We start from the raw sequence: 14,611 nt of genomic DNA on the forward strand, positions 1-14,611 counted from the left end.
GGACCACCGGGACGACCGGGAGAAGGACCAGGACCACCGGGACGACCGGGAGAAGAACCAGGACCACTAGGACCGCCTGGACTGAAACCAGGACCGCTAGGACCGCCACGTCTTTCTTCGTTCTGTGCTGCCTCTACCTGATCTTTCCTATCTTCATTTTCATTAAAAAAAGTATAATTCAATAGGGTTACCTCTTTGTTTAATATTACATTATAATATATGCAATAGAAAAAAGAGGGTGATAGAGAAGGGTCCCATTCTACTGAATAATCAGGATGATAAAGAAACAATTTACATTATTTGAAGGATAAAAAACTCGAGTGAGTTATACCATCTTGTGTTTTTGTAAAGTTAAAATTACTTATAAAAATAGTATCTAATTTAATACTATAATTATACACTGATAGTTTGATATTTTATATTGGGCGAAGCGCACTATTGTTAAACTAAATTTTATTTAGAATTCATTCTGAAGAAATTAGTCAAGGCATCAACACTTTCCGGAGTAGTTGCCCAGGATGTTACGAAGCGGATGACAGTGCTTTGACCGTCTATCTTGAACTGTATAGAGAATATGAATTCTTTGGATAATTTCTCTAATAAACTGTTTGGCAAGATGGGAAATAGTTGGTTTGTGCATGGTTCTGTATAGAAAGAATAACCGCATTCTTTTAAGACCAAAGCAACCCGGTTGGCCATTTCATTTGCATGTGCACCTAATTCAAAAAATAGTTTATCTTTAAATAAAGCTTCAAACTGAATTCCGGCTACAAAACCTTTGGCCATTAATGCTCCTCTTTGCTTTATTAGATAGCGGAAATCTTCTTTTAATTCTTTATTGCAGATAACTAATGCTTCTCCAAGTAATGCACCATTTTTGGTACCTCCTATGTAAAAGACATCAACTAGGCCTGCAATATCGGATAATTCCAGATTATTTGTCTCACTTGTTAAAGCAGAACCGATACGGGCACCGTCAAGAAATAGTAATAATCCTTTTGATTTACAGATTTGGTGCAGAGCAGTTAATTCTTCTTTCTTATATATGGTTCCTAATTCAGTTGAGTTGGATATATATACCATTTTGGGCTGAACCATGTGCTCATCAGAATGATCGTTTAAAACTTGTTCGATGGCAGAAGGAGTTACTTTCCCATCTTTGGACGGAACAGTTACTACTTTATGGCCGGTTGCTTCAATGGCTCCGGTTTCGTGGACATTAACATGACCGGTTTCTGTCGAAATAATACATTGATGAGGTCTTAAAAAGGAAGAGATAACTAATAGATTTGTTTGGGTACCACCGGGAATAAAATGAATGTCTACATTTTCATTTTTTAGGTGCTTCCTAATGTAGCTCTTTGCATTGTTACTGTGTATATCTTCACCATACCCGGTATTTTGTTCAAAATTTGACTTTGATAGCAGTTCTAGTATGCGAGGATGAGCTCCTTCGCTATAATCATTCATAAAACTGTACATATTAATGATATCTCCTTTATATAAATCCATTTTCACGGATTTATTATTTTCTTTTGTATTATAACATTATTTATTTTAACATACTACATGAAGAGTGATAATTATTTTTTTTGATTAATGGGTCCGATTCCTTCTTTTACAGAATTATGGGTTTGGTTCTGGTTCTCTATTTTAGTTTTATGAGTAACATTATTAAAATGCTCAAGTTCTTTTTTCTGTTGTTGTTTTTCTGTCTTTGCCTTGTTCATAAAGACCTCCATTTTATTGATTTAATATTATATTTAATTGGTTATGAAGTTATAGATATTGGAGAATAAAATAATAATCTATACTCATTATTATTGTTCATCAAAAGTATCTGGATTATGTAAGATTTTTATATTTTGGACATTTCACTTCACCATCATTATTTGCGTGCATATATTAATTATAAAAATTTCTTTTTTAAGCATGGAGGCTTTATGACTATACATGTGGTACAGCCAGGAGAGACAATAACTTCGATAGCGAACCAATATGATGTTACACCAGAACGATTAATTACTGATAATGAACTGCCAAATCCGGAAAATCTATTGGTAGGGCAGAGTATCGTAGTTCAGCATGCAGAAGTTATTCATACCGTAGAAGAGGGAGATAGTCTATATGGGATTGCAGAGGCTTATGGGGTCACTCCCAATCAGATACTACAAAATAATCCCCGTATCGGGGAACTTGGCTATTTAGTTCCAGGGCAGACAATTGTGATTAAATTTGAAGAGGTGGATGAAAGAAATAAACTAGGTAATATTGTGATTGGTGGCTATGCTTATCAATTTATTGACCGTGCAGTCTTACGAAAAACCCTTCCATTTTTAACGTATTTGTACTTATTTGCTTATGGATTTACTCCAACAGGTGAATTAATTCCTATTGATGACGAAGAACTAATTGCGACTGCCAGAGATTATGGCGTAGGACCTATTCTGGTTCTTGCACCTATGACACCGGAAGGAAATTTTAGCAATGAACTAGCTCATACTATGTTTACCAATCCGGAAGTGCAGAATCAATTAATTGATAATCTAGTATCTACCATGAAAGCAAAAAACTATGTAGGTATGGATGTGGATTTTGAATTCGTATTACCGGGAGACAAAGATTTATTTATTCAATTCATCAGAAATCTTAAGAATAGGCTAGAACCGGAGGGGCTTAGTTTAATGGTAGCGTTGGCACCTAAAATTTCCGCAGAGCAGGCAGGTCTTTTATACGAGGCACATGACTATCCCAGCATTGGCGCGATAGCTGATAAAGTGCTTTTAATGACATATGAATGGGGCTATACCTACGGCCCTCCTATGGCGACAGCACCTATACCAAGTATCCGTCGTGTATTAGAATATGGAATATCAGAGATCGATAATAATAAGATTCTTATGGGGATTCCCAATTATGCTTATGATTGGAAATTACCTTTTATAAAAGGTCAAACAGCAGCAGAAACCCTTAGCAATGTAGAAGCAATTAAACGTGCTGTTCAGTACGGAGCAACCATATTATTTGATGAAGAAGCACAGGCACCTTTTTATTATTATACAGATTCCGAAGGAGTTGCTCATGTGGTATGGTTTGATGATGCGAGAAGTATGGAAGCAAAATTCCGTCTGATCAATGAATATCAATTAAGTGGTGCCGGAATATGGCAGATTATGAACTTCTTTCCTCAGATGTGGCTTGTAGTAAATTCGTTGTATAATGTTCAAAAAGTACTATAATTCACGATTGGCTAGTGAAATGTAAAACAATTAGAAAGTTATTTCTATAATAGTCACTATAAAGGCTATTATATTGTTATTTATTGCACTTTTTATGGCAAATCACTTTTTTTAATTGACAAATAGCTCCACTGGAAATAGAATGGAACTAGTTATTAATAAACGAAGGAGTGTAGCTATATATGATGCTTGAAGGAAAAGTTGTTGTAGCACAGGGTGGGGGCCCTACGGCTGTAATTAATCAATCATTGGTTGGGGTTGTTCTGGAATCAAGAAAGTTCAATCAAATAACTAAGGTATATGGAGCAATTAATGGAGTTTCCGGTATTATTAATGAAGACTTTCTTGATTTAACACAAGAGACAACACATAATCTGGAACAAGTTGCAATCACCCCTTCCTCTGCTTTATTCTCAACGAGAGAAAAACCGGATGAAGCCTATTGCAAAGAAATATTTCATGTTTTTAAAGCTCATGACGTACGTTATTTTTTCTATATTGGTGGGAATGATTCTGCTGACACCGTTAGAATTGTAAATCAACAGGCAGAACAATCAGATTATGAGTTCCGGGCTATTCATATTCCAAAAACCATTGATAATGACTTAATGATGAATGATCATACACCGGGATACGGTTCAGCAGCAAAATTTGTTGCACAGTCATTTATCGGACTAAATTTAGATAACCGTGCCTTACCGGGGGTTCACATTGGTGTTGTAATGGGAAGAAATGCAGGCTTTTTAACTGCAGCCTCTGCTATTGCACAAAAATATCCGGATGATGGACCACATTTAGTCTATCTCCCGGAAAGACCTTTTATTATGGAGAATTTCTTACACGACGTAAATGAAATATATCAGAAATATGGAAGATGTCTCATTGCGGTTTCAGAAGGCATACAAGACGAAAATGGAATCCCCATTGTTACTAAACTGATTAATCAGGAGGTAGATGCCCATGGAAATATGCAATTATCCGGTACAGGAGCCTTAGGAGATCTTCTCACTCAGCAGATAAAGAATAAATTAAATATTCAAAGGGTAAGATCAGATACCCTGGGTTATTTGCAGAGATCTTTTATGGGCTGTGTTTCCGATGTAGATCAGCATGAAGCAAGAGAAGTTGGTGAGAAGGCAGCTCAATTTGCTATATGGCATAATGTGGATGGTTCCATTGCAATCAATAGAACCGGTGATTATTCTGTCGACTATAAGATGGCCCCTTTATTGGAGGTTGCGGCTAAAACAAAATTGATGCCGGATAAATTTATTAATGAAAGAGGCAACAATGTGACAGAGGCCTTTAGACATTATCTGAATCCTCTGTTAGGTTCCAATATGCCAACTGCAAGCATGTTACGGGCACCATTGGCAGGAAAAATCTTAAGAAGATAGCAGATATGATTAAATATAAATAAATATAGAATAAAATAAAAACAGTCTAATAAAGATAAGCAAATGCTTCCCATATGGTTGACAGCTACATAGTATAGTTGTTTGCCATATGGTGAGCATTTGCTTATCTTTATTAGGCTGTTTGGTATTTTTATTATTATTGTTTTATAAGTTCTTCAAAATGTTCTGAATATCTCATTTCACCGTCAGGGAATACCCATAAAGCTTCTACATCTTCTAAGCTTTCAATTAATGCGCTGCCTTCTTCAAAGGGCATGTTGTATATAGTTGTTGATAACGCATCTGCCAAACCGGAATCTTCACAGACAATGGATAGAGCTGTAAAATATTCGGAAGGCATAAGTGTAACAGGATCAATAATATGGTGATAAATCTTTCCATTCACGGTATAATAGCGTTCATAGTTGCCGCTGGATACCAGAGATAAATTTTTCAGATTTAGGGTATAAAGGCTTTTTTTCTCTGAATGTTTATCAGGATTTTGGATTCCCACACTCCAAGGTTCTTTTTTAGGCCCTTTTGTTCCCATGGAGCGGACGTTTCCGCCAACACTTAATAGAAAGTTCTTATAACCTTTGTCCTTTGCTATCTGGCTTACCTGTTCCGTTGCATATCCTTTGGCGACAGCGCCAACATCCAGTTTCATATTTGCATCTGAAAGGTAAACAGTAGAAGAAACTTCATCAATGATTAGATTATCTATATTAGTATGTAAATTTGCAGCTTCTAATTGCTCCATAGGCGGTAATGATGCACTTTCCGGATTATTGATTCCATCTTCTCTATATTCATGCCATATCTCCAGTACGGAACCCATAGCAATATTCACCTTGCCCTCCGATAACTGATATTGATTTTTACAAAAAAGCAATAAATCAATAATTCGCTGATCCACTTTAACAGGTTTAATACCAGCGTTATCATTAATGGTTTTTATATTATTTATGTTGTCATAATCATTATATTTATCATATAGCTTATGATATTCTTCTAAATTATCATAAATAAGTTGGGCAAAGGTAGAAAACTCCTCCTTTGAATCCGAATATGCAACAATTTCAGTAATTGTATTGAACAGCTCCAGAAATTGAGCACTATATTTTTTCTGCTCTTTTGCACTGCAAGAAGAGGTAGTAATAAGGATGGTTAAAATTAATGAGATAGTAATTATTTTTTTTGTCAAATTGATTAACTCCCTTGAGACATTAAAAAAGGGCTGTTGCAAAACAGTCATTCTGAGCATGGAATTCAGCTAAGCCAGCTAAAAACTCTCTCAGAATGACAGTAATGTTTTGCGACAGCCTCAAATTAACTTATTATTTGGCAGTTGTACAAGCTTTTTCAATTACAGTTAAGAAACTACCAATTCCCACAGTAACAGATCCTGTAAGATCTTCGGAAGTAGGAGTACCTTCTTCACTGATAGCAATGCTTGTAACATCGTTCATTGCTTTTCCTACAATATAATCTGTAAATGCTTTAGCCTGTTCATTCCATTCCTTACCGATTTTAGATGCTGTTCTCATACCATATCCATCACCTAACTCATTTTTAGTCTGAAAGGAAGCAGCTAAATCAGAAGTAATCTTTCCTTCTTTAGAAAAAGAAATATTTGCTTGAGAAGCATCTATAATACTGCTTGTAATTTTACCATCTGTACCTAATGTAACAACACCATAATGGGTATAAGCCTGTGCTACACCATCTTCATCGCCGGCATTCTTTGTACTATGTCCAAGTTCGGATATAATTCCTAAACCTAATTTATCACTTGCAGAAGCTCCTAATGGTTGTGCATTAGCAACGGCTTTTTCAACTGCACCTAGCATAGAACCAATATTCATTGTTACGGAACTTGTTAAATCTTCAGCTGCTGGATAACTATTCTCATCAACAGCGATGCCTTTTACTTCATCAATTGTTTTTCCAATTATGTATTCTGCAAGAGCAGTTGCTTGTTCATTCCACTCTTTGCCAATTTTGGAAGCACCTCTCATTTGGTAATCGTCACCAAGTTCATGTTTGGATATAAATTGTGCTGCAGAATCGGTGGTTACTTCACCATTTTTTGAAAAGCCTATTTTGGTTTGAACAACGTCAATGACACAGTTTACGATAACGCCGTTTTCGTCAATTATTACTGCTGCAGCAGTTGAATCTGCCTGAGCTGTACCATCTGAATCACCTGCATCTTTGGATGATTTAGCGGATGTAATAACTGCTAAACCTGTTTTTACACCTGCTGCATTTGAAACTGTTTCAGGTGCTTCTGTAGGTGCTTCTGTTGGTTCTGTTGTAGGTTCTGTCTTTTCTTCATCTTTTGTTTCAACTTCTGTCTTTGTATCTGTTTCCTCTGCGTCTTTCGATTTACACGCTGTGAATGCCCCCATAACTAATACAAGGCCCATAACTAAAATAAGTAATTTTTTCATATTGTCCTCCATAGAATGATAATTATGATAAATATTTAACAATATTTATGTTATGATAATACCATGCTATGGAAGATAATTCAATACTTTTTATACGAAAATATATAAAATTATTATAAACCAAACGTTGAAAAGCTGTAGCAGGATTTTAAAGAAATTAACATTGTAGAAGGATTAACATTCTGAATATTATAAAATACATTTTCTATGTTGACAGTTATTAAGGGATGATGTAGAATATGCAATATAATTAAATAGAAACCTCACTTTAGCGAGTGAGGTAGAGGCGCAATATTTAACAGTCCTTGGAGGAGCGTGAGGAAGCTATGATTCTAAGGAGAAGGAAATATTGCCGAAGCTTATAATACCCTCTGTATTATTTGCTGGGTCTGCAGTTAAGAGCTGCAGGACTGTCTCAATAGACACCCCAGTTTATTGAGTTGTGCTATCTCATTTGAGAATTGTAGAGGGATTAGGGTAAATTTGTATGTTAGGCCTGAGATCATCTCAGGTCTTTTTTTATTGAAAACCTCACAAAGTACAAAACACTCTGCTGAAAATAGGCACTTAACTGAATAAGAAATGCTAATAAAAATTTACGAATATAAATATTAGCCGGTAAGTGCATAATAAAAGCAAAATAGTGGATGAGATGGAAAATCTATAAATCAAATCAGTAAAATAAAAGGAGAGATTTTAATGAAGAAAAGAATGTGTATACTATTAGCAATGTGTTTATCCATGACAATGTTTTTTACAGCATGTGGCAAGAATGGTGAAAATACTAAAACAGATGATAGACTTAATGAAACTGAGGTACAGGGAGAAAAGGATAAAGGAGATACACAAACCGGAACGGATCAGAAAAGTAAAGATGTATTTAGAGTAGGTATGGAAGCCGGATATCCTCCTTTTAACTGGACACAATTGGACAACTCCAATGATGCTGTTAAGATAGAAGGTAATGCTGAGTATGCAGGTGGATATGACGTTGAAATAGCCAAAAAGCTTGCAGAAGGTTTGGGTAAAGAATTGGTTATTGTTAAAACCGATTGGGACGGTCTTGTTCCTGCTCTAAATTCAGGAAAAATTGATGCTATTTTAGCCGGTATGTCTCCAACTGCTGAAAGAAAAGAAGTAATTGATTTCTCTGATAGTTACTATAAATCTAACTTGGTTATGGTAGTTAAAAAAGGTGGAGCATTTGAAAATGCTGCTTCCATACAGGGTTTTAAAGGAGCAAAAATCACAGCACAGCTTAACACTTTTCATTATACGGTAATTCAACAGATTGAAGGTGTTAAAAAACAAACTGCTATGGAGAATTTTCCGGCAATGAGAGTAGCATTGGAAGCTGGAATAATTGATGGTTACGTTTCTGAACGTCCGGAAGGCATTAGCGCTTCTGCTGCAAATAAAAACTTAGTTATGGTTGAGTTTACAGATGGTTTTGTAACCTCAGATGAAGATACCGCAATTGCAGTTGGTCTAATTAAAGGAAGCGATTTAACAGCTAAGATTAATGAGATACTTGCAGGTATTTCCGAAGAGGAACGTACTCAAATCATGGATAATGCAATTATAAATCAACCTTCTGCTGATTAATATAGAAAAGACTACTTTTATAGGAAAGACTACTTCAATGGAAGGGTAAATTACTTACTAAGGATGCGCAATTTGCGTAAGAATAAAAAGTTTAACATATGAAATGTAACAATTATAAAATAGATGGGTAGCTCCATTTAGTTAGAAAGGTATAGGTTGTTATAATGAGCCTTAATGTAATTATAAATATATTTTCAAAATACTGGCTGATGTTTTTACGTGGTGCCGGTACTACACTTTATATATCAATGGTTGGTACGATTGTAGGATCTGTTATTGGCCTGCTAGTGGGACTGATCAGAACTATTCCTGTTCCGGAAAGAGGTTTTAAAAAAGTACTTATAAAAATCATAAATGGTATTTTATCTTTTTATGTGGAATTCTTCCGGGGAACACCGATGATTGTTCAGGCAATGGTTATTTATTATGGTTCTGCACAGGCATTTGGAATTGATTTAAATAAAACTGTAGCAGCAATTTTTATCGTGTCCATTAATACCGGAGCTTATATGTCTGAAATTGTTCGCGGTGGTATTGTTTCTATTGATAAAGGTCAATTTGAAGCGGCAGCGGCCATTGGAATGAATCACGTACAGACTATGTTCAAGGTTGTACTGCCTCAGGTTGTTCGTAATATTTTACCAGCAACGGGCAATGAATTTGTAATTAATATAAAAGATACTTCCGTACTTAACGTAATATCTGTTACTGAGCTGTATTTTCAAACCAGCTCCATTGTAGGTATCAACTACCGATATTATGAAACCTTCTTTATAACTTGTATTATTTATTTAATTATGACATTTACAATAACAAGAATCTTGCGCTTTATTGAAAGAAAAATAGATGGCCCTGATAACTACATTATGATAGCAAATCAAATGCAGGTAGAAAGACCGGAGGATCTGATTCGTAGAACAGAGAATAAATAAGAATCCAGTGATACCTCGTGCTATTTGATTTTTACATTGAATTTGGAAAGGAAAGTTATAATGGAGAAAGTAATAGATATACAGCATTTGAACAAATCTTTCGGTAGCCATGAAGTTTTAAAAGATGTTGATTTTTCTGTAAGTAAGGGTGAGGTGGTTTGTATTATTGGTTCCTCAGGATCAGGAAAATCCACGCTGCTTCGTTGTGTTAATTTATTAGAAAAACCAAGTGGTGGAAAGATTATGTATAATGGTGTTGATATTTTAAGTGATACACATAATATATATGCATACCGAACCAAGCTAGGCATGGTATTTCAGCAATTTAATTTATTTAATAACCATAATGTGCTAAGCAACTGTATAGTTGGTCAAATGACAGTTTTAAAGCGCTCAAAAGAAGAGGCTGAAACAATTGCCATGAAATACTTAAGATTAGTAGGGATGGATCAATATGTGAATGCGAAGCCAAAACAGTTATCCGGTGGTCAAAAACAGCGAGTAGCCATAGCAAGAGCACTTTCTATGGAACCGGATGTTATGTTATTTGATGAACCTACTTCAGCACTTGATCCCGAGATGGTAGGTGAGGTGCTTAAGGTAATGAAAGAACTTGCAGAAAGTGGATTAACTATGTTAGTAGTAACTCACGAAATGGGATTTGCAAAAGAAGTTGCAGATCGTGTGGTATTTATGGATAAAGGAGTTATTGCGGAAGAAGGAACACCGGAGCAGATATTTAATAATCCAAAAGAAGAGCGTACGAAAGCTTTCTTAAGCCGTGTACTAAACCAGGAATAATATTTCTAAAAACATATAGTTTATATAATATAGAAAGACCATAATGAAGAATGATGAGAAAGGGCTGCAATTCATAGCTTTTCCTTCCTTTTGTCAGTTATGGTCTTTTTATATTTTATTTATCTAGTGAAATAAAATTGATTTTAAATTAATATAGAAATTATGCCTTCTTTCATGTATACTCTAACTTAACTTATATGTGTGTTAAGAACTGCGGGGAGGGATTTATGTTAACAAGAGTGAATCAAAAAAACGGAGATCAATTATCTGTTTTAGGCTTTGGCTGTATGCGTTTTCCTGTCAAGGGAGGTAATATTGATATGCCCAGAGCCATTGCCATGATACGGGATGCTATAGAAAAGGGTGTTAATTATTTTGATACCGCTTATTTTTATCATAACGGAAAGAGCGAATCCTTGCTGGGAGAAGCACTATCTGGGGGATATCGGGAACGTGTGAAAATTGCTACTAAACTTCCCCCATTCTTGGTTAAAAAATTAGAGAATGCCAAAAAGATATTTGCGGTTCAACTAGAGAAACTGCAAACGAATTATATTGATTATTATCTTTTACATATGCTAACGGACAAAGCTATGTTTGACCGGATGGCAGCCCTTGGTGTTTTGGAATGGCTTGAAGACTTGAAAAAAGAAGGAACCATTAAGAATATTGGGTTCTCCTTCCACGGAAGTAAAACAGACTTTGAAGATATTGTACAGGCCTACCCCTGGGATTTTTGTCAAATACAATATAATTATATGGATGAAAATAACCAGGCCACCAAGTCAGGGTTACAGTTGGCGGCAAGTCTTGGAATACCGGTAATTGTTATGGAACCTCTCAGGGGAGGAAGATTGGTTAACAGTCTGCCTGAAAAAGTGCTTAGGACCTTCAAAAGTTATGATAAGGATCGTTCTCCTGCTGAATGGGCACTCAGGTGGGTATGGAACCATCAGGCGGTTAACGTTGTATTATCCGGTATGAGTACAGAAGAGCAAGTGGAGGATAATATCAGAATTGCAAGTTATGCAAAAGCGGATTCGTTTACGGAAGAAGAATTACTCGTTTTTGAAAAAGTGAAGGCAGTAATGCAGGAATTAACAAAAGTTCCCTGCACCGGCTGTGGTTATTGCATGCCCTGTCCTGCCGGTGTAAATATTCCAGGCTGTTTTTCCAGTTATAATGAGAAGTTTTTATTAGGTAGTAAATTGGCTTGGTGGAAATATATGCAAACTTTAGGTGCCATGTCAGAAAAACCGGCAAATGCATCCCAATGCATAGAATGCGGCAAATGTGAAAGCCACTGCCCTCAACACATTACTATTAGAAAAGAGTTAAAAGCAGTCCGTAAGGAAATGGAAGGCATTTTTTATAAGCCAATTGTAGGAATCGGAAGAAAGATATTAAAAATCAAATAATTATGAAACTAAACAATGCTTCGGCACAACTGGCGACTGGAAGGAAACTCAGAGAAGAGATTACCTTAAGTTTTGCCGTTGCATCGAAGCATTTTATCATTGCCTTGTCATGCTTAGGTTAAACCGGAACAAGTTACGTGTTAGATTATTTTGAATAATTGATATTTCGCTGGCGTATCATACTAAACTGTATAAAATCCGTATCAACATATTCTTTTGCATATACAAGAGGAGTATCATGATCATCATAATTAACACCTTCTAATAATAAGAAGGGCTTATTGTTTATATTTTTATCTGAAATACGGCTGGATAGGTTAGGAATATCTTCACCGATTGCAGTTTTTATTTTTACTTTATCCCAGATTATTTTATGACCGGAATGACCATAAATATAAGTAAAAACTGAGTTTTGATAATTAGAGAAATTATCAAAGGCTTCTTCACCGCCAATTGCAGTCAGTGGAAAATAATCTATGCAGTAAGCGCAGAGATTTTCATCAGCAAAGAATATCTTTTCACACATTACCAGCTTGTCATTTTCTGAAAGTTGCAATTCAGCTGCAATTGATTTGGCTGATACAAATTGGATTTCCAATAACTGTACAGAAGGACGATACCCGCTGTTGCGAATCATATCAGTGAACTCCATAACGGGGTTAAACTTTACATTTATATTTAAAGAATCAACATTTACAAAGGTTCCTTTACCTTGACGGCGAAGGATAATGCCCTCACAGGCAAGGTCATTTAATGCGGTACGGAGAGTAATGCGGCTGACGCCAATGAGATTTGCCATCGTTTCTTCTCGAGGCAATTTATTACTTTTTTCGAGATCCATAGTGGAAATATATTGCCTTATTTTATCCTTGGCCTGTTCAGAAAGTGACATGACATTTATATGAAGATTTTCCAAGTTCCTATACCTCCTCGTAGTAAATATTACCACCAATGAAAACAGATGGTTATGGGCTGGCAAAAGCCCTGCAAAAAAATATCACCAGCTTTGTTTAAATTCAGCTAGTGACATTAGTATAGGTTAAGTAAAAATAAATGTCAATCTTTAAACTTCTTGATTTTCTGCAGTTTTATATTCAGCCATAGCATTTTGCAGAAACTCAAGCTAAGAACATTTTGAAACTGCCTATCTTTATATGTTAGTTTCTAAATCCAATAACCCTCATGTACTTTTGCTGCTTCTTCTTCAATTTCAGGAAAAGGGCCCAGAACGGTGATATCTTTTTGCCCCTTTGAGAATATATCGCGGCATGGTAGGTCGAATGTAGGATTCTGCTGGTTACTCCCAGTAAGTTGTAATAATCTGCGCTCTGTCATACCATAAACTACGCGGCCAATATTAGCCCAGTAAATAGCTCCGGAACACATTGCACAAGGCTCAGCTGTTGTATAAAGGGTACAGTTCCATAAGAAATCCTTTGGATATTCATGGGATGCACGGGCTGCCAGTGTGGCTTCCGCGTGACCGGTACAGAGTTTTTCTGTAATTTCAATATTGCCCTGCTCCATAATAATGCTGCCATCTTTGTCTACTAAAAGAGCTCCAAATGGAGTATTTCCATTTGCACGGGCTCTCCTTGAAATTTCAATTGCTCTTCTTAAGTAATCCATGTGATTTTGATAAGCCATAATAAAAGTCCTCCTAATTAATAGGTAAAAGGTATTACCTATTAATTAGAAATTAACACTATTAATAGTTGATGTCAAGTAAAAAATTTATTTATTTCATAAAATTAACGAGACCGTCCAGTATAGCCATAAAAAAGAAACGTAGATAAATGATATATCAATAAGCATTTTATTACCATATATTAGCCATTGAAAAGCTTCTGAGAGTATTGTTATAATAAGTTTGTAATAAATTTAATAAATTCGTAACAAATTAATTAGAACATAACGTAATGATATACGGAGGCCAATAAATGAGAAGAATAGGAAGAATAGCTACATGTTGTCTAATTGGAACTGTGGCATTTGCAGGAAGGACAATTGTTACGCAAGCGGCAGAAATACCTATAGCAGGGATGGATGTAATACTTGATGAATTTTATCAAAGTGACAGTGATATTACATATATAAATAAATATTTAACTTCAGCTGCTGAGTTTGAAAATATTGGTATTGCAAACGTAACAAATTATGTTAATATCAGACGTAAACCCAATGAAAGCAGTAAGATTTTAGGTAAATTATATAATGATTCAGCTGCAACTGTAGTTGCAGAAAAAAACGGTTGGTATAAAGTAGAATCAGGATCCGTTACCGGGTACATAAAAGCCGAGTTCCTAACTACAGGTGATGAAGTGAAAGAACTTGCAGAGAAAGTCGGAAAAAGGATAGCAACAGTTAATACAACAACTTTAAAAGTAAGAGAAAAACCTGATTTGGATTCAATTGTATTGACCTTAGTTCCTATCGAAGAAGAACTAATGGTAAAAAAAGAATTAGATGGATGGGTAAAGGTATCAATTGATTCTGATGTAATAGGATATGTTTCAGAGGATTATGTTGATTTAAGAACTGAATTTGAAGAAGCAGAGTCCATTGAAGAAGAAAAAGCAAGATTAGAAAGAGAAGAAGCAGTAAGAAGAGCACAAGAAGAAGCTAATAATAGAGCAACTTATTCAAGCAGTAGTGTTTCTAATAGCAGCAGTTCAAATTCAGGATATAGCAATGCTTCTTCAAGCAATTCATCCTCAAGCAGCTCCTCTTCAACTTCATCCGGTAACTCTTCCACAAGATCAAACA

14 protein-coding genes and 1 riboswitch are annotated in these 14,611 nt (G+C 35.6%); of the genes, 7 read left to right on the top strand and 7 right to left on the bottom strand.

Annotation, left to right across the window (positions count from 1 at the left end):
- The 3 genes from RT261_RS13890 to RT261_RS13900 form a co-directional block, all read right to left on the bottom strand.
- Nucleotides 1-182 (bottom strand): hypothetical protein (locus RT261_RS13890; protein WP_313133336.1); only part of this gene is annotated, 182 nt, incomplete at its 3' end.
- A gap of 271 nt (nucleotides 183-453) precedes the next feature.
- The gene (locus RT261_RS13895) at nucleotides 454-1,482 is read right to left on the bottom strand and encodes a threonine aldolase family protein (protein WP_313133338.1); all 1,029 of its coding nucleotides are present in this window, start codon (nucleotides 1,480-1,482) and stop codon (nucleotides 454-456) included.
- Nucleotides 1,483-1,583: 101 nt separating this feature from the next.
- Nucleotides 1,584-1,730 carry a hypothetical protein gene (locus RT261_RS13900; protein WP_313133339.1) on the bottom strand — a complete coding sequence of 49 codons (147 nt, stop codon included), beginning with the start codon at nucleotides 1,728-1,730 and terminating at the stop codon, nucleotides 1,584-1,586.
- 213 nt (nucleotides 1,731-1,943) lie between these two features.
- Here RT261_RS13900 and RT261_RS13905 point away from each other — a divergent pair, with 213 nt between their 5' ends.
- Both RT261_RS13905 and RT261_RS13910 read left to right on the top strand, forming a co-directional pair.
- Nucleotides 1,944-3,239, top strand: coding sequence for a glycosyl hydrolase family 18 protein (locus RT261_RS13905; protein ID WP_313133341.1), 1,296 nt, complete (start codon nucleotides 1,944-1,946; stop codon nucleotides 3,237-3,239).
- Between the two features lie 182 nt (nucleotides 3,240-3,421).
- The gene (locus RT261_RS13910) at nucleotides 3,422-4,636 is read left to right on the top strand and encodes a 6-phosphofructokinase (protein WP_313133342.1); all 1,215 of its coding nucleotides are present in this window, start codon (nucleotides 3,422-3,424) and stop codon (nucleotides 4,634-4,636) included.
- 157 nt (nucleotides 4,637-4,793) lie between these two features.
- Here the strand turns inward: RT261_RS13910 and RT261_RS13915 are convergent, their stop codons facing one another.
- Both RT261_RS13915 and RT261_RS13920 read right to left on the bottom strand, forming a co-directional pair.
- Nucleotides 4,794-5,840 carry an FAD:protein FMN transferase gene (locus RT261_RS13915; RefSeq protein WP_313133343.1) on the bottom strand — a complete coding sequence of 349 codons (1,047 nt, stop codon included), beginning with the start codon at nucleotides 5,838-5,840 and terminating at the stop codon, nucleotides 4,794-4,796.
- Nucleotides 5,841-5,973: 133 nt separating this feature from the next.
- Nucleotides 5,974-7,089 carry a hypothetical protein gene (locus tag RT261_RS13920; protein WP_313133344.1) on the bottom strand — a complete coding sequence of 372 codons (1,116 nt, stop codon included), beginning with the start codon at nucleotides 7,087-7,089 and terminating at the stop codon, nucleotides 5,974-5,976.
- 273 nt (nucleotides 7,090-7,362) lie between these two features.
- Nucleotides 7,363-7,545: riboswitch (Lysine riboswitch) on the top strand.
- Between the two features lie 243 nt (nucleotides 7,546-7,788).
- Here RT261_RS13920 and RT261_RS13925 point away from each other — a divergent pair.
- The 4 genes from RT261_RS13925 (at nucleotide 7,789) to RT261_RS13940 (ending at nucleotide 11,845) form a co-directional block, all read left to right on the top strand.
- Entirely contained in the window at nucleotides 7,789-8,694 is a 906-nt protein-coding gene (locus RT261_RS13925) for a transporter substrate-binding domain-containing protein (RefSeq protein WP_313133346.1), read from the top strand.
- Nucleotides 8,695-8,858: 164 nt separating this feature from the next.
- The gene (locus RT261_RS13930) at nucleotides 8,859-9,626 is read left to right on the top strand and encodes an amino acid ABC transporter permease (RefSeq protein ID WP_313133348.1); all 768 of its coding nucleotides are present in this window, start codon (nucleotides 8,859-8,861) and stop codon (nucleotides 9,624-9,626) included.
- Nucleotides 9,627-9,686: 60 nt separating this feature from the next.
- Nucleotides 9,687-10,427 carry an amino acid ABC transporter ATP-binding protein gene (locus RT261_RS13935; RefSeq protein WP_313133350.1) on the top strand — a complete coding sequence of 247 codons (741 nt, stop codon included), beginning with the start codon at nucleotides 9,687-9,689 and terminating at the stop codon, nucleotides 10,425-10,427.
- A 227-nt stretch (nucleotides 10,428-10,654) separates the two neighbouring features.
- Nucleotides 10,655-11,845, top strand: coding sequence for an aldo/keto reductase (locus RT261_RS13940; RefSeq protein ID WP_313133352.1), 1,191 nt, complete (start codon nucleotides 10,655-10,657; stop codon nucleotides 11,843-11,845).
- A 145-nt stretch (nucleotides 11,846-11,990) separates the two neighbouring features.
- Here RT261_RS13940 and RT261_RS13945 read toward each other — a convergent pair whose 3' ends face one another.
- Both RT261_RS13945 and RT261_RS13950 read right to left on the bottom strand, forming a co-directional pair.
- Nucleotides 11,991-12,761 carry a GntR family transcriptional regulator gene (locus tag RT261_RS13945; protein ID WP_313133353.1) on the bottom strand — a complete coding sequence of 257 codons (771 nt, stop codon included), beginning with the start codon at nucleotides 12,759-12,761 and terminating at the stop codon, nucleotides 11,991-11,993.
- A gap of 248 nt (nucleotides 12,762-13,009) precedes the next feature.
- The gene (locus RT261_RS13950) at nucleotides 13,010-13,492 is read right to left on the bottom strand and encodes a nucleoside deaminase (protein WP_313133354.1); all 483 of its coding nucleotides are present in this window, start codon (nucleotides 13,490-13,492) and stop codon (nucleotides 13,010-13,012) included.
- Nucleotides 13,493-13,785: 293 nt separating this feature from the next.
- Between RT261_RS13950 and RT261_RS13955 the strand changes: the two genes are divergently transcribed.
- A partial coding sequence (locus tag RT261_RS13955; RefSeq protein WP_313133356.1) for an SH3 domain-containing protein occupies nucleotides 13,786-14,611 on the top strand: 826 nt, incomplete at its 3' end.

Source organism: Anaerocolumna sp., assembly GCF_032079385.1.
GTDB lineage: Bacteria > Bacillota > Clostridia > Lachnospirales > Lachnospiraceae > Anaerocolumna.